This is a genomic window from Delftia sp. ASV31 (assembly GCF_016428765.1).
GTDB classification, from domain to species: domain Bacteria; phylum Pseudomonadota; class Gammaproteobacteria; order Burkholderiales; family Burkholderiaceae_C; genus Comamonas; species Comamonas acidovorans.
The window spans coordinates 16,880-36,076 of sequence record NZ_JAELTK010000010.1 but is presented as its reverse complement, the minus strand read 5'-3'; the positions used below and the strand labels follow the sequence as shown (position 1 = coordinate 36,076).

Annotated in this window: 17 protein-coding genes; 12 read left to right on the top strand and 5 right to left on the bottom strand. The window is 69.3% G+C overall.

Going from position 1 to position 19,197, the window contains the following annotated elements:
• The first annotated feature begins 46 nt into the window (after nucleotides 1-46).
• From JHD82_RS05725 to JHD82_RS05685, 9 genes are all read left to right on the top strand, one after another.
• The gene (locus JHD82_RS05725; protein WP_199135684.1) at nucleotides 47-1,519 is read left to right on the top strand and encodes an efflux transporter outer membrane subunit; all 1,473 of its coding nucleotides are present in this window, start codon (nucleotides 47-49) and stop codon (nucleotides 1,517-1,519) included.
• On the top strand, nucleotides 1,516-2,670 hold the full coding sequence (locus JHD82_RS05720) for an ABC transporter permease (protein WP_199135683.1): 1,155 nt from the start codon (nucleotides 1,516-1,518) through the stop codon (nucleotides 2,668-2,670). Before JHD82_RS05725 ends, JHD82_RS05720 begins: the two co-directional genes overlap by 4 nt.
• A gap of 15 nt (nucleotides 2,671-2,685) precedes the next feature.
• On the top strand, nucleotides 2,686-3,444 hold the full coding sequence (locus tag JHD82_RS05715) for an ABC transporter ATP-binding protein (RefSeq protein WP_199135682.1): 759 nt from the start codon (nucleotides 2,686-2,688) through the stop codon (nucleotides 3,442-3,444).
• A complete protein-coding gene (locus JHD82_RS05710; RefSeq protein ID WP_199135681.1) occupies nucleotides 3,441-4,385 on the top strand; it encodes an HlyD family secretion protein in 945 nt (314 codons plus the stop codon). The genes JHD82_RS05715 and JHD82_RS05710 overlap by 4 nt, the downstream gene beginning before the upstream one ends.
• Nucleotides 4,378-5,082 (top strand): MtnX-like HAD-IB family phosphatase, encoded by a 705-nt coding sequence (locus tag JHD82_RS05705; RefSeq protein ID WP_199135680.1) that lies wholly within the window; start codon nucleotides 4,378-4,380, stop codon nucleotides 5,080-5,082. The genes JHD82_RS05710 and JHD82_RS05705 overlap by 8 nt, the downstream gene beginning before the upstream one ends.
• The gene (locus JHD82_RS05700; RefSeq protein WP_199135679.1) at nucleotides 5,079-6,020 is read left to right on the top strand and encodes a carboxylesterase; all 942 of its coding nucleotides are present in this window, start codon (nucleotides 5,079-5,081) and stop codon (nucleotides 6,018-6,020) included. The genes JHD82_RS05705 and JHD82_RS05700 overlap by 4 nt, the downstream gene beginning before the upstream one ends.
• Nucleotides 6,010-6,378, top strand: coding sequence for an EamA family transporter (locus JHD82_RS05695; protein ID WP_012202070.1), 369 nt, complete (start codon nucleotides 6,010-6,012; stop codon nucleotides 6,376-6,378). The genes JHD82_RS05700 and JHD82_RS05695 overlap by 11 nt, the downstream gene beginning before the upstream one ends.
• A gap of 164 nt (nucleotides 6,379-6,542) precedes the next feature.
• A complete protein-coding gene (locus JHD82_RS05690; protein ID WP_012202071.1) occupies nucleotides 6,543-7,037 on the top strand; it encodes a multidrug efflux SMR transporter in 495 nt (164 codons plus the stop codon).
• Nucleotides 7,030-8,256, top strand: coding sequence for a DegT/DnrJ/EryC1/StrS family aminotransferase (locus JHD82_RS05685; protein WP_199135678.1), 1,227 nt, complete (start codon nucleotides 7,030-7,032; stop codon nucleotides 8,254-8,256). The genes JHD82_RS05690 and JHD82_RS05685 overlap by 8 nt, the downstream gene beginning before the upstream one ends.
• On the opposite strand, the gene JHD82_RS05680 is transcribed toward JHD82_RS05685, so the two are convergent.
• The 4 genes from JHD82_RS05680 to JHD82_RS05665 form a co-directional block, all read right to left on the bottom strand.
• Nucleotides 8,219-9,541, bottom strand: a complete 1,323-nt coding sequence (locus JHD82_RS05680) for a cyclopropane-fatty-acyl-phospholipid synthase family protein (RefSeq protein ID WP_199135677.1) — start codon at nucleotides 9,539-9,541, stop codon at nucleotides 8,219-8,221. The genes JHD82_RS05685 and JHD82_RS05680 overlap by 38 nt on opposite strands.
• 69 nt (nucleotides 9,542-9,610) lie before the next feature.
• Nucleotides 9,611-10,522, bottom strand: coding sequence for a hypothetical protein (locus JHD82_RS05675; RefSeq protein ID WP_199135676.1), 912 nt, complete (start codon nucleotides 10,520-10,522; stop codon nucleotides 9,611-9,613).
• Nucleotides 10,504-11,577: a GNAT family N-acetyltransferase gene (locus JHD82_RS05670; RefSeq protein WP_199135675.1), complete on the bottom strand. Its 1,074-nt coding sequence runs from the start codon at nucleotides 11,575-11,577 to the stop codon at nucleotides 10,504-10,506. The genes JHD82_RS05675 and JHD82_RS05670 overlap by 19 nt, the downstream gene beginning before the upstream one ends.
• A gap of 7 nt (nucleotides 11,578-11,584) precedes the next feature.
• The gene (locus tag JHD82_RS05665) at nucleotides 11,585-12,958 is read right to left on the bottom strand and encodes an aspartate aminotransferase family protein (RefSeq protein WP_034397609.1); all 1,374 of its coding nucleotides are present in this window, start codon (nucleotides 12,956-12,958) and stop codon (nucleotides 11,585-11,587) included.
• Between the two features lie 277 nt (nucleotides 12,959-13,235).
• Between JHD82_RS05665 and JHD82_RS05660 the strand changes: the two genes are divergently transcribed.
• From JHD82_RS05660 to JHD82_RS05650, 3 genes are all read left to right on the top strand, one after another.
• On the top strand, nucleotides 13,236-15,674 hold the full coding sequence (locus JHD82_RS05660; protein WP_199135674.1) for a TonB-dependent hemoglobin/transferrin/lactoferrin family receptor: 2,439 nt from the start codon (nucleotides 13,236-13,238) through the stop codon (nucleotides 15,672-15,674).
• Between the two features lie 172 nt (nucleotides 15,675-15,846).
• Nucleotides 15,847-16,335, top strand: a complete 489-nt coding sequence (locus tag JHD82_RS05655; protein WP_199135673.1) for a hypothetical protein — start codon at nucleotides 15,847-15,849, stop codon at nucleotides 16,333-16,335.
• A 6-nt stretch (nucleotides 16,336-16,341) separates the two neighbouring features.
• Complete coding sequence (locus JHD82_RS05650) at nucleotides 16,342-17,151, top strand: DUF4198 domain-containing protein (protein WP_199135672.1); 810 nt, start codon at nucleotides 16,342-16,344, stop codon at nucleotides 17,149-17,151.
• A 99-nt stretch (nucleotides 17,152-17,250) separates the two neighbouring features.
• Here JHD82_RS05650 and JHD82_RS05645 read toward each other — a convergent pair whose 3' ends face one another.
• Nucleotides 17,251-19,182 carry a RecQ family ATP-dependent DNA helicase gene (locus JHD82_RS05645; protein WP_043780224.1) on the bottom strand — a complete coding sequence of 644 codons (1,932 nt, stop codon included), beginning with the start codon at nucleotides 19,180-19,182 and terminating at the stop codon, nucleotides 17,251-17,253.
• Nucleotides 19,183-19,197: the final 15 nt, after the last annotated feature.

Genomic DNA, 19,197 nt, shown 5'->3' with positions numbered 1-19,197 from the left:
TTTTCCCGGCCCTCCCCTCGATCATCCCCTCCCGCCTGTCCATCCCGTGAACCACGCCGCCGCGACGCATCGCCTCTCCAGCCTGTGCCTGGGCGCCGCCCTGGCGCTGGCCGGTTGCTCCTCGCCGCCTCCGGCGCAGCTTGACGGCTCGGTGCCCACGCAGTGGACGCAGCCCTTGCCCGCCGCCGCGCCGGGTGCACCTGGCTCGGCCGCGGCGCCCGACCTGCAGGGCTGGTGGAAGGCCTGGGGCGACGAATCCCTGAACACCCTGGTCGAGGAGGCGCTGGCCGCCAACCTCGACCTGTCCCAGGCCCAGTCGCGCCTGCGCCAGCAACGGCTGCTGGCCGGCACGGCCGGCTCGGCCTTCCGGCCCGTGTTCACGGCCGGTGCGCGCACGCTGCAGGACATTGCGGCCATCGACTCGTATTTCCACGCCAGCATCGACGTGAGCTGGGACCTGGGCCTGTTCGGCGCCCGCGAGGCCGGCGAGCGCAATGCCGCCGCCTCCGTGCTTGACGCACGGGGCCGACTGCAGGCGGCCCGCGTGGCCCTGGTGGCCGATGTGGTCCACCGCTATCTGGACATCCGCATGGCCCAGCGCCAGCGCGCCCTGATCGACGAACAGGCACTGCTGGATGCGCGTGCCCTGCAACTGGCACAGGTGCGCCAGCAGCAGCGCCTGGGCACGGCAGAGGCCGTGCACCAGCTGCAACTGCAGGCCGGCCAGAGCGCCGCCTTGCGTGCCAGCCTGCGCGAAACCCAGGCCCGCAGCGCCCACATGCTGGCCGCCTTGCTGGGCCGCACGCGGCCCGATGCCCAGTGGCTGCAGGCCGATGCGAAGGCCCCGCTGCCCGGTGCCCAGGCACTGGGCGTGGCCGCCCTGCCGGCCGACCTGCTGCGCACGCGCCCCGACATCCAGGTGGCGCAGGCCGCCGTGGAACGCGCGGCGGCCGAGCAGGGCATTGCGCATGCCGCGCTGTACCCGCGCTTCGTGCTCGGCGGCTCGCTGCTGTACTCGTTCAACATCACCCAGAACTACCGCACCACGCAGGACAACGCACCCACCTTCGGGCCGCAGATCGACATTCCCCTGTTCGACTGGGGCCGCCGCCGCTCGCAGGCCGACGCCAGCGAGCTGGCGCTGCAGGCCGCCGTCCAGGCCTACCGCCAGAGCGTGCTCGACGGCGTGGCCGAGGTCGAGTCCGCACTGGCCGCGCTGGACGCCCAGCGCGAGCGCATCGCCTCGCTGCAGTCCACCCAGCAGGTGCTGGCCGAGCGCGAGCGCGTGCAGGACCAGCGCCTGAAGCTGGGCCTGGACAGCGAATTCGGCGGCCTGGCGCCCCGTCGCGCCGCGCTGCAGGCGCGCAGCGAGCAGACCACGGCCCTGGCCGCCCATGCGCTGGCCTATGTGGCGCTGTACAAGGCCCTGGGCGGCGCGCCGCTGCCGGCCGAGGACAAGGACGACGCCGACAGCGGCATGGCGCGGCCGGCTCCACGGGCAGAAGGGGCGCCCTCATGATCGCCCTGGCACGCAAGACGCTGGTGCACGAGTGGCGCCGCTTCATTCCCTCCGTCTTCGCCGTGGGCTTCTCCGGCGTGCTGCTGGCCATGCAGGCCGCGCTGGTGCTGGGCATCTTCGGATCGGCCGCGCTGTATGTGACGGCTTCCTCGGCCGACCTGTGGGTCGGCTACCCGGGCACGCAGAGCGTGAACTTCGGCCGCACCATCGGCCGGGACGTGGACATGCGCCTGCGCATGGACCCCGATGTCGCGGCGGTCGAGCCCTATGTCTGGGTGGACGGCGACTGGCGTTCGGATTCGGCCGCCGGCGGCGCGGCGAGCGATCACGGCGGCGGCGTGTCGGTCTACCTGTCGGGCATTGCCACCGATGACGCCTCCATGCTGTTTTCCCACGTGCTCCAGCCCTGGCAGCGCCAGCGCCTGCGCGAGACCGGCGCCGTGATCGTGGACCGGGCCGACCTGCAGACCCTGGGCACCAGCGAGGGCGGCGTGGCCTGGGTCAACAACCACCGCGTGCAGGTGGTGGCGGCCGTGGACGGCCTGCGTGGCCTGGGCGGCGTGAACGTATTGGCCTCGCTGGCCACGGCCCGCGAGATTGCGGGCGACCCCGGCCAGGGCAGCACCTATTTCGTGGCGCGCGTGCGCCCGGGCGCCTCGGCCAAGGCCGTGAAGCAGCGCCTGAACCAGCCCACGCCCAGCTTCGGCCCCTACGAGGCCTGGACGGCCAGGGAATTCGCGCGGCGCTCGCAGCGCTACTGGATGTTCGACACGGGCGCCGGCGCGGGCGTGCTGTTCATGGCCGTCATCGTCTGCCTGGTGGGTTCGGTGGTCACCAGCCAGTCGCTCAAGGCCGTGGTGGCCGCTTCCTCGCGCGAGTACGCCGTGCTCAACGCGCTGGGCGTGAGCCGCGCGGCACTGGGCCGCGTGGTGGTCGAGCAGGCCTGCTGGATCGGCGGTCTGGGCTTTGTGATGGCCGCGCTGGCCAGCGCCGTATTGCTGGCCCTGGCCATGGCCTACCGCGTGCCCGTGGCGCTGAACGCATCGGCCGTGCTGGCCTGCGCCGTGCTGGTGGCCGTGCTGTCCCTGCTGTCGGGCCTGGGCGCCATGCGCAGCCTGCTGCGTGCCGACCCGGCCACGCTGCTGCGCTGAAGACGGCCAGACCCCATGAACGTGATGAATGCCCACTCCCCCGCGCCCACGGCGGCGCCCCGCACGGCACCCAGCCTGGAGGCCGTGCGCCTGTGCAAGTCCTTTCTGTCGGGCATGGTCAGCGTGCAGGTGCTGCAAGGCCTGTCCGTGTCGCTGTACCCGGGCGAGCTGAGCCTCATCTCCGGGCCCTCGGGCTGCGGCAAGAGCACGCTGCTGTCGCTGATGTCGGGCCTGCAGGCGCCCGACAGCGGCCACGCCATGGCGCTGGGCGAGGACCTGGGCAAGCTGGGCACGCGGGCGCTGGAGAAATTCCGCCTGCGCCACACGGGCTTCGTCTTCCAGGGCTTCAACCTGTTCCCGGCGCTGACGGCCATCGAGCAGGTACAGCTGCCCCTGGGCTACATGGGCCTGCGCAGCGACGAGGCCCTGCGCCGCGCGCAGCAGGCGCTGGACGAGGTCGGCCTGTCCCACCGCGCCCACATGCGCCCGGCCGAACTGTCGGGCGGCGAAAAGCAGCGCGTGGCCATCGCCCGCGCCATGGCCAAGGCGCCGCAGCTGCTGTTTGCCGACGAACCCACGAGTGCGCTGGATGCCGAAAGCGGCCAGCGCGTCATCGACATCCTGCACCGCGCGGCGCGCAACCATGGCACGACCGTGCTGTGCGTGAGCCATGACCCGCGCCTGGTGCGCCATGCCGACCGCGTGCTCGGCATGGAGGACGGCGCCATCCGCAGCGACTGGCGCCAGTCCTGCCCCATCAAGGAAAAAGAATGAAGCACCCACTGAGCGGCCTTTCCGCTTCCACTGCGGGCCTGGCTGCGGCGCTGGCCGCCGCCGCGCTGCTGGCGGGCTGCGGTCCTTCGCACGATGCGCCTGCCAATGCCGGCCAGGCCAGCGCCAAGGCGCAGCAAAACGGCCCGGCGTCCGTGGCCGTGGCGCGCGGCAAGATCGAGGTGGAAGGCGGCCTGCTGGACCTGTCGCCCGCCGTGGCCGGCGTGGTGCAGCAGCTGTCCGTCAAGGAAGGCCAGTCCGTGCAGCGCGGCCAGTTGCTGCTGAGGCTGGCCGACGACACGGGCCAGGCCGACCTGGCGGTGGCCGAGTCCGAGGCCCAGCTGGCCAAGGCCCGCCAGAAGGCACGCGCCGCGCGCCTGCCCCAGCTCAAGCAGACCCTGTCGCGCTGGCAGGCCGCAGCGCGCGAAGGCGCCGCCGATGCGCAGAACGTGGACGAGGCCGCGCAGGCGCTGCGCGATGCCCAGGCCGAGATCGACGTGGCCGCGGCCGAGGCCCAGGTGGCACAGCGCAAGCTCGAACAATTGCGCGCCCAGCACAAGCGCCAGGAACTGCGCGCGCCCGAGGCCGGCACCGTGGTGCGCCTGGCCACCCATGCGGGCAGCCAGGCCGTGCCCGGCACGCCGGCCGTGGTGCTGCTGCCGCAGCGCCCGCTGCAGGTGCGCGCCGAAATCAACGAAAGCTTCGCCGCCGCCGTGCGCGAAGGCATGCAGGCCACGGTGACGCTGGACGCCGATGGCGCCGCACAGCAGCAGCTGCCTTCGGCACGCGTGCTGCGCATCAGCCCCGTCTATGGCACGGCGCGGCTGCAGGACGACCAGCAGCGCGGGCCGGTGCGTGTCATCGAGTGCGTGCTGGTCTTCGAGCAAGCTCCCGCCGCCGCCGTGCGCGTGGGTCAAAACGTAAGGGTGCAGTTTCATGAATAAGCGCATTCCCCTGTATCTGGACAGCGCCGCCCCCGGCTGGATGGTGCAAAGCGACTTCGACGGCACGATCAGCCTGCTGGACGTGACCGACACCCTGCTCAACCGCTTCGGCAAGCCCGGCTGGCAGGAACTGGAAGACGCCTGGGAGCGCGGCGAGATCGGCTCGCGCGAATGCATGAAGGGCCAGGTCGCGCTGCTGGACATGGACGAGGCCGAGCTGCGCGCCCACCTGGACACCATCGAGATCGACCCCGGCTTTGCCGGCTTCGTTGCTGCCGCCCAGGCCCACGGCATGGTGGTGCAGGTGGTCAGCGACGGCATCGACTACGCCATACGCCATGTGCTGGAGCGCCATGGCCTGGGCCATCTGCAGGTCATCGCCAACCGCCTGGTGCAGACCGGCGAGCGCAGTTGGCGCCTGGACTCCCCCTGGGCCAGCGCGCAGTGCGCGCGCGCCAGCGGCAACTGCAAGTGCGAGCGCCTGGCCGAGCAGCAGGCCCTGCACGGCCGCGTGCTCTACGTGGGCGACAGCACCTCGGACTTCTGCGTCTCGGGCCGGGCCGACTTCGTACTGGCCAAGTACAAGCTCATCGCCCACTGCGAAAGCCGGGGCATCGCCCATGCGCCCTTCGAGCATTTCGAGCAGGCCACGTCCCTCCTCGACAAGGTCGTCCTGGGCCTGGAGGCGCTGGCATGAACATGGCCGATGGATTCGACGCCGTTCAGCGCAGCGAGCCTGCCACGGGGCTGGACAGCGTCTGCGTGACCGAGCATGAATTCGTCATGCCCGGCACGGGCGCGGCCGCGCGCACCGGGGTGCTGCTGGTGCACGGGCTTACGGGCACGCCGGCCGAGATGCGCCTGCTGGCCAAGGGGCTGAACAAGCAGGGCTTCACCGTCTATGCGGTCCAGCTGGCCGGCCATTGCGGCAGCATGGAAGATCTCGTGGACACGCGCTGGACCGACTGGCTGGCCAGCGTGGAGGCCGGGCTGCAGCGACTGTCGCAGCACATGGACCATGTGGTGGTCGGCGGCCTGTCCATGGGCGCCGTGCTCTCCCTGGCCGTGGCCCAGCGCCACCCCGACAAGGTGGACGGCGTCTGCGCCCTGTCCACCACCTTCCGCTACGACGGCTGGAGCATTCCCTTCTACACGCGCCTGGCCTTTTTGCTGCCGCTGTTCCGCGCACTGGGCATTGGCCGCCACAGCGTGTTCATGGAGCAGCCGCCCTACGGCATCAAGGACGAGGCCCTGCGCGCGCGCGTGGTCGAGCAAATGCATTCGGGCGACAGCGCGGCGGCCGGCCTGCCGGGCAATCCCTGGTGGTCCATCATCGAGCTGCGCCGCCTCTCGGCGCATGTGCTGGCGCGACTGCCCCAGCTGCGCTCGCCCTGCCTGGTCATCCATGCGCGCAACGACGACATCTCCTCGGTGGCCAACGCCCATGACATCGTGCATGGCGCCAGCCAGGCCCATGTCGAGCTGGTGCTGCTGGACAACAGCTACCACATGGTCACCATCGACCGCGACCGCCGCACCGTGATCGCGCGCACCACCGAATTCGTGGCGCGCATCGCCAGCGGTGCCGCCCCCCGCGAGGTGCGGGCTGCGGAGGCCGCACGGCATGGGCAGTGATCTCTCGCCGCTGGTCATCACGCTGTGGGTGCTGAACGTGCTGGTGGACAGCGGGGGCCAGCTGGCCTTCAAGGCCGCCGCCAGCCAGCCCGGTGACCTCGACGGCCTGGCACGCTGGCGCTTCATGGCCTCCAGGCCCTGGCTGTGGCTGGGCGTGGGCTGCTACGTGGCCGAGTTTGTGCTGTGGCTGGCCTTTCTCTCGCTGGTGCCGCTGTCCGAAGGCGTGCTGCTGGGCTCCATCAACATCGTGGCCATCATGATCGCGGGCCGGCTGCTGTTTGCCGAGAAGCTGGCACCCATGCGGGTCGCCGGAATTGTCCTCGTGTCCATAGGCGTCGCCATCGTGGGCCTGCATTGAGATGAAACAGCACCCCCTGAGTCGCTTCGCGCCTTCCCCCTCTCTCGCTTCGCGGGAGGGGGACGACACCCTCGGGGCGGGGCGGCCCTTCCTCGGTGTCCCAGGCTTTGGGGCTCGCCAGTTTCATACGATGCGGGCGGCGCGCAGCCCCGTGAATAACTGAGATGAAACGTTTCTATTTCATTGGCTTTCTGGTGCTCATGGCCTTCGACACGCTGGCCCAGCTGAGCTTCAAGCAGGCCGGCAATGCGGCGCTGCCGCTGGAGTTCTCCACGGCCTGGCTGGCGCGCGTGTTCGGCCAGCCCTGGATCTATGGCGCCTTCGTGGGCTACATCGGCGCCTTTTTCTCGTGGATGACCTTGCTCAAGCGCGCGCCCATCGGCCCGGCCTTTGCGGCATCGCACCTGGAGATTCTTTCCGTGCTGGCGCTGTCGTACTGGCTGTTCGACGAGCGCATAGGCATGCCCCAGATCATCGGCTGCCTGTTCATCGTGGCCGGCATCGCCTGCCTGGCCGTCAGCGAGACGCAGGAGGCCGAGGGGCCCGGCGCAGACGATGACACGCCGGGCCATGCGGGCGGCAACCCGGGCGCGGGTTCGGCCAGCGCGGGCGCCGCGCATCTGGCGGCCTCGGCCGAGCACGGCACGCACCGTGGCTGAACGCGTGCTGCCGCCCACGGCGGGCCTGCCGCTGCGCGCGGCCGACCTGCTGCCCTGGGGCGATGCGGACCTGGCGACGGCGCTGGCGCAATGGCTGGGCGTGCCCGCCGTGCAGCTTGAATGCTCGGGCACCTCGGCGCTGATGGTGGCGCTGCAGACCCTGCGCCGCCTGGCGCCGGGCCGCAGCGAAGTCATCGCCCCCGCCTATACCTGCCCGCTGGTGGCCCTGGCCGTGGCGCACTGCGGCCTGCAACTGCGCCTGTGCGATCTGCATGCCGACACGCTGGACATGGACCCCGCGCGCCTGCGCGCCCTGTGCAGCGAACGCACCCTGGCCGTGCTGCCCACGCATCTGTGCGGCCGCGTGGCCGACGTGGCCACGGCCGTGGACTGCGCGCGCGCCGTGGGCGCCTGGGTGGTGGAGGACGCGGCCCAGGCCCTGGGCGCGCGCCTGCGCGGCGAGCCCGTGGGCTGGCAAGGCGATGTGGGCTTCTACAGCCTGGCCGTGGGCAAGGGCCTGACCACCTTCGAGGGCGGCGTGCTGCTGGCGCGCGACCCTGCGCTGCGCGAGGCACTGCGCGAGACACATGCGGCCAGCGTGCGCCAGGACCGGGGCTGGGAGTTGCGCCGCAGCCTGGAGCTGCTGGGCTATGCGGCGCTGTACCGCCCCGCCGGGCTGGACCTGGCCTATGGCCGCCCCCTGCGCGCTGCGCTGTCGCGCAGCGACTGGGTGCAGGCCGCCGGCGATGATTTCGACGACGCCATTCCCCGCCATGAACTGGGCGCCTGGCGCCGCCGCGTGGGCCGGCGCGCGCTGGCGCGGCTGGCGGATTTCCAGCAGCAACTGCAGCGCCAGGCCCGTGAGCGCGGCGCCTGGCTGTCGGCCTTCGATGGGATCGAGGTGGTGGGTGACACCGTGCCGGGTGCGCAAGGCGTCTGGCCCGTGTTGCTGCTGCGCCTGCGCGATGCCGCCACGCGCGATGCGCTGCTGCGCGCGCAATGGGGGCGGGGCTGGGGTTTGTCGCTGCCCTTCGTCCATGTGCTGCCCGACTATGGCCGCTACGACCATGTGCTGGGCCTGGCGCGCCAGGACGTGGTGGACCAGGGGCGCGACTGGGCACGGCGCCTGGTGGCCGTGGGCAACAGCCTGTGGTTCGACGACGCGCGCTTCGAGGCCTTGCTCAGTCTGCTGGAGGGGCCGCACGCCGCGCCTGGCTGACGGCTGCGACCTGCGTGGCGCCAGGTAGTGTCGTGGCGCCGGGCGGTGACTCGCGCCCGCGCAGGGCCTGGCTACGTTCGGCGACATAGTCGCGCGTGAGCGGAACCGCTTCCTGGCGGCGTGCCAGCTGCACCTGGAAAATGGCGATGTCCTGGTAGCGGAAGGCGGCTTCCGACATGGAAAGATAGAACTCCCACATGCGGCAAAAGCGCTCGTCGTAGAGCGCGGCGGCCTCGTCGCGGCGCGCCATGAAGCGCTCGCGCCACAGCCGCAGCGTGCGCGCATAGTGCAGGCGCAGCACTTCGATATCGGTGACCACCAGGCCGCTGCGTTCGATGGCCGGCGTGAACTCCGACAGGGACGGGATGTGGCCGCCCGGGAAGATGTAGCGCTCTATCCATGGATTGTTGAAGTCGGGCACATCGCTGTTGCCGATGAAGTGCAGCAGCATCACGCCATCGTCGGACAGCAGCTGCCGGCACTGGCGGAAGAAGGCGTCGTGAAAACGCGTGCCCACATGCTCGAACATGCCCACCGAGACGATGCGGTCGAAGGTGCCGCGCGTGTCGCGGTAGTCTTCCAGGCGGTAGCTGAGGCGGTCCGCGCACGGGGACTGGCCGGCACGCTGGCGGGCGTCCGCCAGCTGCTCGCCGGACAGCGTCACGCCCGTCACATGGCCCGCGCCAGCCACCTCGGCCAGGTAGCGCGACAGTCCGCCCCAGCCGCAGCCTATGTCCAGCACGCGGTGGCCGGGCTCCACGAGCAGCTTGGCGGCGATGTGGCGCATCTTGGCCCGCTGGGCCTGCTCCAGGCTTTCGTCGCCATGCTCGAAGTAGGCGCAGGAGTACTGGCGCTCGCCATCCAGAAAGAGCCGATAGAGCCGGTCGTCGAGGTCATAGTGGTGCGCCACGTTGGCGCGCGCCTTGCCGCGGCGGTTGTGCTGCAGCAGCGGGCGCAGCCGCATGCGCCAGGCATCGAGCAGCCGAACGCTGGCCGGCACGGGCAGGTTGCGCGCGTTGCGCAGCACGAGCTCCAGCACGTCGTAGATGCTGCCCCGCTCCACCGCCAGGCGCTGCTGCATGAACATCTCGCCAAGGTTCAGGTCCGGGTCGCGCATCAGGGCCCACAGTGCGCGCCTGTCCGTGAAGCGGATGCGTGCCTGCGGCTGGCCGCCGTCGCCGAAGGCCAGCATGCGCCCCCAGGGCAGGCAGATTTCGAGCAGTCCCTCGCGCACCAGGGGTGTGAAACTGCGCTGCAGCAGTCTTTCGGTCAGCCGGTCGATCATGGGGTTGCCTCCTGTCTTGCGGTCGGCCGCGGTGCGCGGACGTGGGGGGATGCGGGGTGTGAACGGATCCTAGGGGCTGGTGCAGGTCTGGATGTATTCGACCAGCCGTTCGTTGAAGGCATGCTGGCCCAGCTGCCAGGTGGCCAGCGTCTGCGCGTCGATCTGCGTGTCCTGGCCGTCTCCGGCGCTCATCCAGCGCTTCCACCATGTCGTGTAGCGCCAGGAGGACACATCGCCCGTGATGTCGCTGCCCACGATCTGGCCGGCCAGCGCGCCGATGATGTCCAGGGCCTCGCCTTCCTGCATGCGGCCCTGGTCCCAATTGGTGCGCACCACATCGGGCGCGAACACGTCCTTGTCGATGCTCAGGTAGGTGGGCTGGGCCTGCTCGCGCAGCATGCGCGCCAGCGTGCGCGACAGGTCGGCCACGCTGGCAAAGCCGCGAAAGGCGGCATCCACGCCCAGGCGGCGCGCCCAGCCCGTGTCCACGCCCGCGCTCCAGTAGCTCAGGCGGCCGGCGCGCAGTGGCGTGAGGTAGTTCTCCCAGGCGTGCGCGCGGCCGATGTCGCCGGAGGTGATGCCGGCCACATGCACATGCGAGACGGCCGGATGCAGGGCCACGCGCCGCACCCAGGAGCCGCAGTGCACGCCCCAGGGAAAGCGCATGTTGTCGGGGTGGTTGTCCAGCACGACCACGCGCAGCGGCCGGCCCGCGGACAGGGCCTGGGCGGTGATGCAGCGCTCGATCAGCGGCCAGCTCAGGTGGTGGAAGTCGCCACTGCCCATGAGGGCCGTGCCATGCGCGGCGGGCAGTTGCGCGTCGAGCGCCGCGCGGAACTGCGCAAACCGGCGCAGGCCGCAGCCAAAGCGCACCTGCTCCTGCCAGTCCTGCAGCGGCAGGCGCAGCTCGCCGGGCAAGGTCCCCACCGAGCCATCCACATCCAGCACCACGGGCTGGGCATTCAGTTCTGTTCGCTCCATTGGCGATCGCTTTCGAAGTGGCCGGCAAAGCGCCGGCCCAGTGCGCGCAGCAGCGGATTGCGGATGAAGACCGCATGCTGCGTGAAGGTGAAGCTGGCGCCCAGCTGGGCCTTGACCTCGGGGTCGGTCCAGCCGGCCACGTAGTGGCTCAGGCCGCGTTCGATGGCGTATTCAAGGTTGACCATCCAGCTCACGAAGTAGAGATTGGCCTCGCGCGCGGCCGGGTAGGACAGGCCGATGTACTTGTCGATCAGCTTGCCGCCGTGCTCGAAGCACAGGTTCCAGCCCAGCAGCGCGCCGGGCGTGCCGTCGTCCTGCAGCGCGCGGTACTCGAACACGGTGCCTCCGTTGCCTGCATCGCGCAGCAGGGCCGCGAAGAAATCGCGCGTGAGCCTGTCGAAGTGGATCTCGCTTTGCGCATACACCGCATCGAACAGCGCGTAGTAGGCATCGACGCAGGCGTCATCGGCAAAGGCCGCGCCCGTGGGAATGCGCTGCACCTGCAGCTGCGCGCGGCTCCTGAGCTTGCGGCGCAGGTTCTGGCGGCGGCTCCTGGACAGGCGTGCAAGGTATTCGTCCAGGCTGGAGAAGTCGATGGGCACATGGGCCAGGGCCTGGCCTTCGACCAGGATGAAGCCCGCATCGGCCAGCGCCTGCGCCAGCGCCCGTGCGTGGGCGTTGTCGGCGTCCGGCAGCAGCGGTGAATCCTGGGGCAGGTCCTTGACGATGGTCAGCATGCGCCGGCCTGCGCGCGCGCGCAGCGCGGCAGCCTGCCGGGCGGCAGGGGTGCCCATGGGCAGCACGGCGTACTCGCTGACTGTGGTGCCCACGAAGTCGGTGGACAGGCGCAGCCGGCGCGACAGCCAGCCGCCACCGGGCAACGACAAAAGACGCGCCTTGAGCGCGTCGTCCGCCGTGGTCAGAAGATCGAAGGGCGCCGTGAAGGCCGGCGCCGGCCAGTCCTGCAGCAGTGCGAAGCCCTCGGGAGGATGGGCCGCGAACTGCGCGAGCAGGCCTGGGGGTTCGAGCTGGTTGTGCAGGCGCTCTGCGGGCATCGCGCCTTCAGGCCGCCTTGGCTTTCGTGAGCAACTGGTCCAGCAGGACCATGGCTTCGTCGATCTCGGGGCGCGAGATCATCAGCGAGGGCGCGAAGGTGATCACGTTCTTGTAGTAGCCGCCCACGTCCAGCACCAGGCCGCGTTTCTGGCCCTGGTATTCCAGGCCGCCTTCGAGGCCGATGTCCACCATCTTGTCCAGCAGCGCCTTGTTGGGCGTGAAGCCGTCTTCGGTGCAGATCTCGGCGCGCAGCGCCAGGCCCAGGCCGTCCACATCGCCGATTTCCTTGTGGCGCTTTTGCAGTTCCTTGAGGCCTTCGAGGAAGTAGGCGCCCGATTCGCGCACCTGGCGGCCGAAGTCCATCTCGTGGGTCATCTTCATGACTTCCAGGCCCAGGGCCGTGCCCAGCGGGTTGGAGGCGAAGGTGGAGTGCGTCGATCCCGGCGGGAAGATGGTGGGGTTGATCAGCTCCTCGCGCGCCCACAGGCCCGACAGGGCGTTGAGGCCGTTGGTCAGCGCCTTGGCGAAGACCAGCACGTCGGGCTTGACGCCGAAGTTCTCCACCGACCACAGCGTGCCCGTGCGCCAGAAGCCCATCTGGATTTCATCGACCACCATCAGCACGCCGTGGTCGTCCAGCACCTTCTTGAGGCCCTTGAAGAAATTGGGTGGCGGCACGACGTAGCCGCCCGTGCCCTGGATGGGCTCCACGTAGAAGGCCGCGTACTCGCACTGGTTGGTCTTGGGGTCCCAGATGGCGTGGTACTCGTTCTCGAACTTGCGCGCGAATTCCCGGACGATGGAGTCCGCGTATTCCTCGGACGTCATGCCCTTGGGGCGGCGGAACGGGTAGGGGAAGGGGATGAACTGCGCGCGGTCGCCGAAGTGGCCGTAGCGGCGGCGGTAGCGGTAGCTGGAGGTGATGCTGGAGGCGCCCAGCGTACGGCCGTGGTAGCCGCCCTCGAAGGCGAACATCAGGCTCTTGCCGCCGCTGGCATTGCGCACGACCTTGAGCGAGTCCTCGATGGCCTGGGCGCCGCCCACGTTGAAGTGCACGCGGCCGGCATGGCCCCACTTGCGCTCCGCATCCTGGGCAATGAACTTGGCCAGTTCGATCTTGGTGGGGTGCAGGTACTGGCTGGCGACCTGGGGCAGGGTCTGCAGCTGCTCGATCATCTTCTGCTCGAGGCGCTTGTTCTTGTAGCCGAAGTTCACGGCCGAATACCACATCTGCAGATCAAGGTAGGGCGTGCCGGCCTCGTCGTACATGTAGCTGCCTTCGCAGCCCGAGAAGATCTTGGGCGGGTTGACGTAGTGGACGGTATCCCCGAACGAGCAGTACTTGGCTTCGTCGGCCAGAAGTTGGGCGTTATTGATCACAGCAAAGGGCTCCAGATATTCAGCCGCCGCAGTGTGAGCGGGCAATCTTGCTGCGCTGTCGAGTCTTTGTGTGGGGTTTGTGGAGGAGGCCGCGCGAAGCCTGGATCGGCCCCTGTGACGTAAATGAGACAAAACAAATGATAATCATTATCAATTGATGGGAGAATCGCGGAAAGCCAGCAGGAACAATCACACACGGGGGGAGCAATGGTCTCGCAAGAGCACTCCGCGGACAGGTCGGCAGCTAGCCAGCAACCCTCTTTCCCCGATTCCCGCCATGGCTGTGTCTTCGCGTTCGTCTTTCCTCTCCCTCTCCTGCAACCCCTCGCGCACGCCGGCATTGCGGCACAGCCTGCTGGCCGTGGCCGTGCAGGCCGCCGTGATCGGTCTGGCCTCGCCCGGCGCCTGGGCGCAGACGCAGACGCAGACGCAGACGCAGACGCATGTGCAGACTGCGGACGATGAGGCCCGGCTGATGGCGCAGGCTCCCACCAAGGCGCTGGCCCAGGTCGATGTGGTCGATGCAGCCGAGCCCGTGCAGCGCACGCCGGGCGCCTCCACCACCGTCAGCGGCCCGGCGCTGGAGCAGGCCGGCAGCATGGCCGATGTGGTGCGCTACCAGCCGCTGGTCTCAGCGCCCGGCACGGCCTCGGGCACCAGCCGCAACCGCAGCAGCTTCGACCGCTCGGGCACCACGGGCTACAACATCCGCGGCATCGAGGGCAACCGCATCGGCATGGATGTGGACGGCGTCGAGATGCCCGACGCCACCACGCGCCCCTATGTGAGCCGTGTCGGCGCCAACACCTTCGGCGTGGGCCGTGACTTCATCGACCCCGAGATGTTCTCGGCCGTGGACATCCTCTCCGGCACCACCACGGCGCGGCGCGCGGCCGGTGGCATCGGCGGATCGGTGGGCTTTCGCACCAAGTCCGCCGAGGACTACCTGGTGGGCGGCAAGACCTCCTACCTGGGCGGCAAGATCGGCCACGACACGGCCGACCGCTCCTGGAACGAGAGCTTCACGGCCGCTGGCCGCTCGGGCGACCTCGACGGCCTGATCGCCTATTCGCGCCGCGACGGCCACGAGACGCGCAACCACAGCGCCATCGTCAACAGCTATCCCGACGACTGGAACTCCAACGCGCTGCTGCTCAAGGGCGGCCTGCGCATAGCCCCGGCCCACCGCCTGGTGCTGTCGGCCGACCTGTACCGCCGCAAGAACGACACCTCCTTCCACGGCTGGGACACCACCAACACCAGCATCACCGAAAGCTCGCGCCAGAACAGCGACACCCGTCGCAACACGCTGCAGCTGCAGCACCTGTGGACACCGGCCGGCGCCTGGGTGGACCAGCTGGACACGCGGCTGTACTTCCAGAACACGGACACCAACGACGTCACCGACACCACCACGCTGGCCACGGGCGCCAAGGTGCACAACATCTCGGGCAACGAGACGCGCACCTGGGGTTTCTCGAGCACGGGCGACAAGCGCATCGACCGCCACCGCCTGAGCTTTGGCGTGAATGCATCGACACAGGACACGGAGCGTCCGTGGAACGTTTTCGCTACCGGCACGCCCGTTATGAAGCCCCAGCCCGACACCACCACCCGCCGCTACGGCGCCTTCCTGCAGGACGAGATCAGCTTCCAGGCCGGCGGCCGCCGCCTGGCGCTGATTCCCGCGCTGCGCGTGGACCGCGTGGAGATCAAGACACGCGACCTGGACAACTTCGTCTCGGGCGTGCTCACGGCCGCCGATGTGGAAAAGATTTACGGTGGCACGCGCGGCAACACCATCCTCAGCCCCAGCCTGGCCCTGGTCTATGACCTCACGCCCACGTTCAGCGCCTATGCCCAGTTCAAGCGCAGCGGGCGAGCGCCCTCGGCCGGCGAGATCTTCGGCTCGTGGAACATGGCCAGCAACTACAACGCGGCAGGCCAGTACGCCCTGGTGGGCAACCCCAAACTGAAGGAGGAAAGCAGCAATGCCTTCGACTTCGGCCTCAAGGGGTCGCCCACGCCGGGCGTGACCTTCAACAGCTCGGTCTTCTATACCAGGTACTCCGACTTCATCGCCTACACGCGCTACCTGCGCGCGGGCCGTCCCGACCTGTTCGTCAACGTGCCCGCCCACATCGGCACCATCTACCAGGCCGAGAACCGCGACAGCGCAAAGATCTACGGCTTCGAGGCCAGCGCGCGCCTGGACCACGGCCAGTGGATGCCCGCCGCCAGGGGCCTGTACTCCACCTGGGCGCTGGGCATCAGCCGCGGCACCTCCAAGTCCTACTACGCAGGCGACAAGGATGTGCCGCTGGACAGCGTGCTGCCGCGCAAGGCCATCGTCGGCGTGGGCTATGACGCACCGGCCCGGCAATGGGGCCTGAACCTGACCGGCACCTTCGTCGCGGGCAAGCAGGCCGTGGCCACCAACCGCGACAGCTACCTGAACGCGGGCACCGGCCTGACCGACTCGACCACCGAGCTGTTCCGCGTGCCCGGCTATGCCATCTTCGACCTGGCCGGCTACTGGCAGGTCGCAAAGAACGTGCGCCTGAACGCCGGCATCTACAACCTGGGCGACAAGCGCTACTGGGACTATTCCAGCACCCGCAGCCTGCAGCCCGGCGTGGCGCGCGACCGCCGCGACATCGAGCTGCTGAGCAACCCGGGCCGCACCTTCGCCGTGTCCATGAACGTTGCGTTCTGAGCACCCTGCGCACCATGCCATTGCATCCACGCCACCTTCACTTGCCGCGTGGCGCGGATCCGAGGAGTTTCTCCAGGGGCCGGCCGGCCTTCCCTACAGCGGCGGTGTCGGCCGGAAAGCCTCCACCACCATCGCAGCCGCCGCTGTATCTGCCTACTTCAGGAGTCGTTTCATGATCGAGTTCTCTCTGTCCCACCGCATGCTGGCCGCTGCCGGCCTGGCGGCCCTGCTCACCGCCTGCGCATCGACCACGGCACCGTCCGCCAGCGGCCCGGCCCAGCCTGCGGGCGGGCATGGCCAGTCTGCCTTCATGGGCAGCTACGACGCCAACCGTGATGGCGTGGTCACGCGCCAGGAGTACGACACCGTGCGCAAGCAGCGCTTCCTGGCCGGCGACACCAATGGCGACGGCTGGCTCAGCGAGAAGGAGTACGTGGACGAGTTCGAGGCCCGCCTCAAGCAGCAATACGCGGGCCGCCAGCCCGACGAGCGCTATGCCCAGTCCATGAAGCAGGCCCATGTGCGCTTCGGCATCGTGGACAGGAACCGCGACGGCAAATACACCGTGGAAGAAGACATGGCCATCGCCGAACGCAGCTTCAAGGAAGCCGACGTCAATGCCGATGGCGTCGTGGACAAGAACGACGTCAAGAAGCCCTGAGCGGACATGGCCAAAACCCTATCCAAGCGATTGGCCTGGTGGCTGCCGCTGCTGTCGGCCGTGTGCATCGCCGCCCAGGCCCATACGCCCTACCTGCTGCCCACCAGCTTCGAGGCTTCGCCCCGGGCCGTCATCAGCGTGGACGCCAGCTTTGCCGACAAGTTCTTCATCCCCGAAGTGGCTTTTGGCGAAACGCGCTTCACCGTGACGGCGCCCGACGGCTCGGTCACGCCCATGGCCGATGTGCGCCAGTTCAAGACCCGCACCGTCGCCGAGCACCAACTGCCCGACGAGAAGGGCACCTACCGCGTGAGCACCGGCCCGCGCCTGGGCGCCGTCTTCCGTTCGTGGGAGCGCAACGGCAAGGTGGAGACCGCGCGTGATCCCGCCACGCCCACGCCGGCCGATGCCAGGCTGCTGAGCCACTACCAGTCGCTGTCGGTCTCCGAGACCTACATCACGGTGGGCAAGCCCAGCCGGGCCGCGCTCGCGCCCTCAGGCAAGGGCCTGGAGATCGTGCCCGTCACGCATCCCGCCGACCTGTTCGCGGGCGAGAAGTTCGACTTCACCGTGCAATACGACGGCAAGCCGCTGGCCGCGCAGAAGGTGGAAATCTTCCGCTCGGCCATGGACCTGGCCAGCCAGCACAGCGTGGATGTACTGACCACCGATGGCGAGGGCCGCATCTCCTACGCCCTGCCCAAGTCCGGCATCTACCTGGCCCTGGTGCGCTACCGCGCCGACGCCCCCGCCGGCGCCGCCGCGCCGCAGTACGGCAACAACTACACGCTGACCTTCAGGGTGCTGGCGCAGTAAGGGGTTCCGGTTTCACGAAAAAGGCCTGACGCCATGGAGGTGCAGGCCTTTTCTCATGGTGGAGCCAGCCCCAAGCGATGTGCATGAGGGCTATGCGCCTCAACCCGTGGCCACCACCCGCAGCACCTCGGCGCCATAGGCGTCGAGCTTCTTGGCGCCCATGCCGCTGATGCCCTGCAGGTCGTCCAGCGAAGCCGGGTTGCGTTCGGCAATGGCGGCCAGCGTGGCGTCGTGGAAGATCACATAGGCCGGCAGGTTGTGTTCGCGCGCGACCTCGGCGCGCCAGGCCTTGAGATTGATGAAGCGCACCTGGGCGTCGGGGCCCAGGCTGGCGGCGGCCGCGTTGGGCTGGGTGGCGCGCTTGGAGGTGCGCGTGCGCGGCGCGGCCACGGCCTCGCGCAGCTGCACGGGGACATTGCCGCGCAGCACGTCGCGCGAGCCATCGGCCAGGCACAGCGTGTCGAAGCTGTGGCCGCTGTTCTCGCTGGTGATCTTGTGCAGGCCCAGGGCGCCCGTGGCCAGCAGCTGGCGCATCACGCCGCGCAGCTGTGGCTCGCTGTAGTCCTTGCCCAGGCCGAAGGTGGAGATCTTGTCGTGCCCATACTGGCGCACCTTCTCGGTGTCCTTGCCGCGCAGCACGTCCATGATGTGGCCCGCGCCAAAGGTCAGCTGGCTGGCCTCGTGCACGCGGTAGATGGTGGACAGCAGCTTGCGCGCGGCGTCCGTGCCATCCCACAGGGCCGGGGGCTCCATGCAGTTGTCGCAGTTGCCGCAGGCGGTCTTTGCCACGCGCTGCAGCGGCCGGCCTTCAAGGTCCGTCTCTGCGTCTTCTCCCGGTGCGCCCAGGCCGTACTGCTCGCCGAAGTAGGCCAGCAGCCGCACGCGGCGGCAGTCCGTGGCCTCGGCCAGGCCCAGCAGGGCATCGAGCTTGCCGCGCATGACCTGCTTGAAGGTGTCCTCGGCAGGGCTTTCGTCGATCATGCGGCGCTGGTTGACCACGTCGGACAGGCCGTAGGCCATCCAGGCATCGGCGGGCAGCCCGTCGCGGCCTGCGCGGCCGGTTTCCTGGTAGTAGCCCTCGATGTTCTTGGGCATGTCCACATGGGCCACGAAGCGCACATCGGGCTTGTTGATGCCCATGCCGAAGGCGATGGTGGCGACGATGACGATGCCGTCCTCGCGCAGAAAGCGGTCCTGGTGCAGCTGGCGCGTCTCGAAGGGCAGGCCCGCGTGGTAGGGCAGGGCGGGCACGCCGGCCTGGCTCAGCGTCTGGGCCAGCTCCTCCACGCGCTTGCGCGACTGGCAATAGACCACGCCGGCCTCGCCCTCGTGCTCGCGCTCGATGAAGCGCAGCAGCTGGTTGCTGACGTCCTTCTTCTCGGCGATGCGGTAGCGGATGTTGGGGCGGTCGAAGCTGCTGACGAAGTGCCGTGCGCTCTCCAGCTGCAGCCGCTCGACGATGTCGGCGCGCGTCAGCGCATCGGCCGTGGCCGTGAGCGCAATGCGCGGCACGCCCGCATAGCGCTCGTGCAGCACGCTCAGCGCGCGGTACTCGGGGCGGAAGTCATGGCCCCACTGGCTCACGCAGTGGGCCTCGTCGATGGCGAACAGCGACAGCTTGCCCTGGGCATGCAGGTCGTCGAGCAGGCCCAGGAAGCGCGGCGTGTTCAGGCGCTCGGGCGCGGCATACAGCAGGGTGATGTCGCCGCTTTGCAGGCGCCATTCGACTTCCTGCGTCTCGTCATAGGACAGCGTGGAGTTCAGGTAGGCGGCGCTCACGCCTGCCTCGTGCAGCGCGCCCACCTGGTCGTGCATGAGCGCGATCAGCGGCGACACCACCACCGCCACGCCGTGGCCCTGCTGCTGGCGCACGATGGCCGGCACCTGGTAGCACAGGCTCTTGCCGCCACCCGTGGGCATGAGCACCAGCGCATCGCCGCCGGCGACCACGTGCGAGACGATGGCTTCCTGCGGACCGCGGAATTGTTCGTAGCCGAACACGGCTTGCAGGACGGAATGCGCGGCGGACAACGGAGACTTCTTTCG

Coding starts and splice junctions, on each gene's coding strand:
- JHD82_RS05670 (WP_199135675.1), bottom strand. CDS start 11,577: ATGCCCGCAGAGCGCCTGCACAACCAGCTCGAACCCCCAGGCCTGCTC.
- JHD82_RS05720 (WP_199135683.1), top strand. CDS start 1,516: ATGATCGCCCTGGCACGCAAGACGCTGGTGCACGAGTGGCGCCGCTTC.
- JHD82_RS05710 (WP_199135681.1), top strand. CDS start 3,441: ATGAAGCACCCACTGAGCGGCCTTTCCGCTTCCACTGCGGGCCTGGCT.
- JHD82_RS05655 (WP_199135673.1), top strand. CDS start 15,847: ATGATCGAGTTCTCTCTGTCCCACCGCATGCTGGCCGCTGCCGGCCTG.
- JHD82_RS05715 (WP_199135682.1), top strand. CDS start 2,686: ATGAACGTGATGAATGCCCACTCCCCCGCGCCCACGGCGGCGCCCCGC.
- JHD82_RS05695 (WP_012202070.1), top strand. CDS start 6,010: ATGGGCAGTGATCTCTCGCCGCTGGTCATCACGCTGTGGGTGCTGAAC.
- JHD82_RS05690 (WP_012202071.1), top strand. CDS start 6,543: ATGAAACGTTTCTATTTCATTGGCTTTCTGGTGCTCATGGCCTTCGAC.
- JHD82_RS05705 (WP_199135680.1), top strand. CDS start 4,378: ATGAATAAGCGCATTCCCCTGTATCTGGACAGCGCCGCCCCCGGCTGG.
- JHD82_RS05650 (WP_199135672.1), top strand. CDS start 16,342: ATGGCCAAAACCCTATCCAAGCGATTGGCCTGGTGGCTGCCGCTGCTG.
- JHD82_RS05680 (WP_199135677.1), bottom strand. CDS start 9,541: ATGATCGACCGGCTGACCGAAAGACTGCTGCAGCGCAGTTTCACACCC.
- JHD82_RS05700 (WP_199135679.1), top strand. CDS start 5,079: ATGAACATGGCCGATGGATTCGACGCCGTTCAGCGCAGCGAGCCTGCC.
- JHD82_RS05660 (WP_199135674.1), top strand. CDS start 13,236: ATGGCTGTGTCTTCGCGTTCGTCTTTCCTCTCCCTCTCCTGCAACCCC.
- JHD82_RS05675 (WP_199135676.1), bottom strand. CDS start 10,522: ATGGAGCGAACAGAACTGAATGCCCAGCCCGTGGTGCTGGATGTGGAT.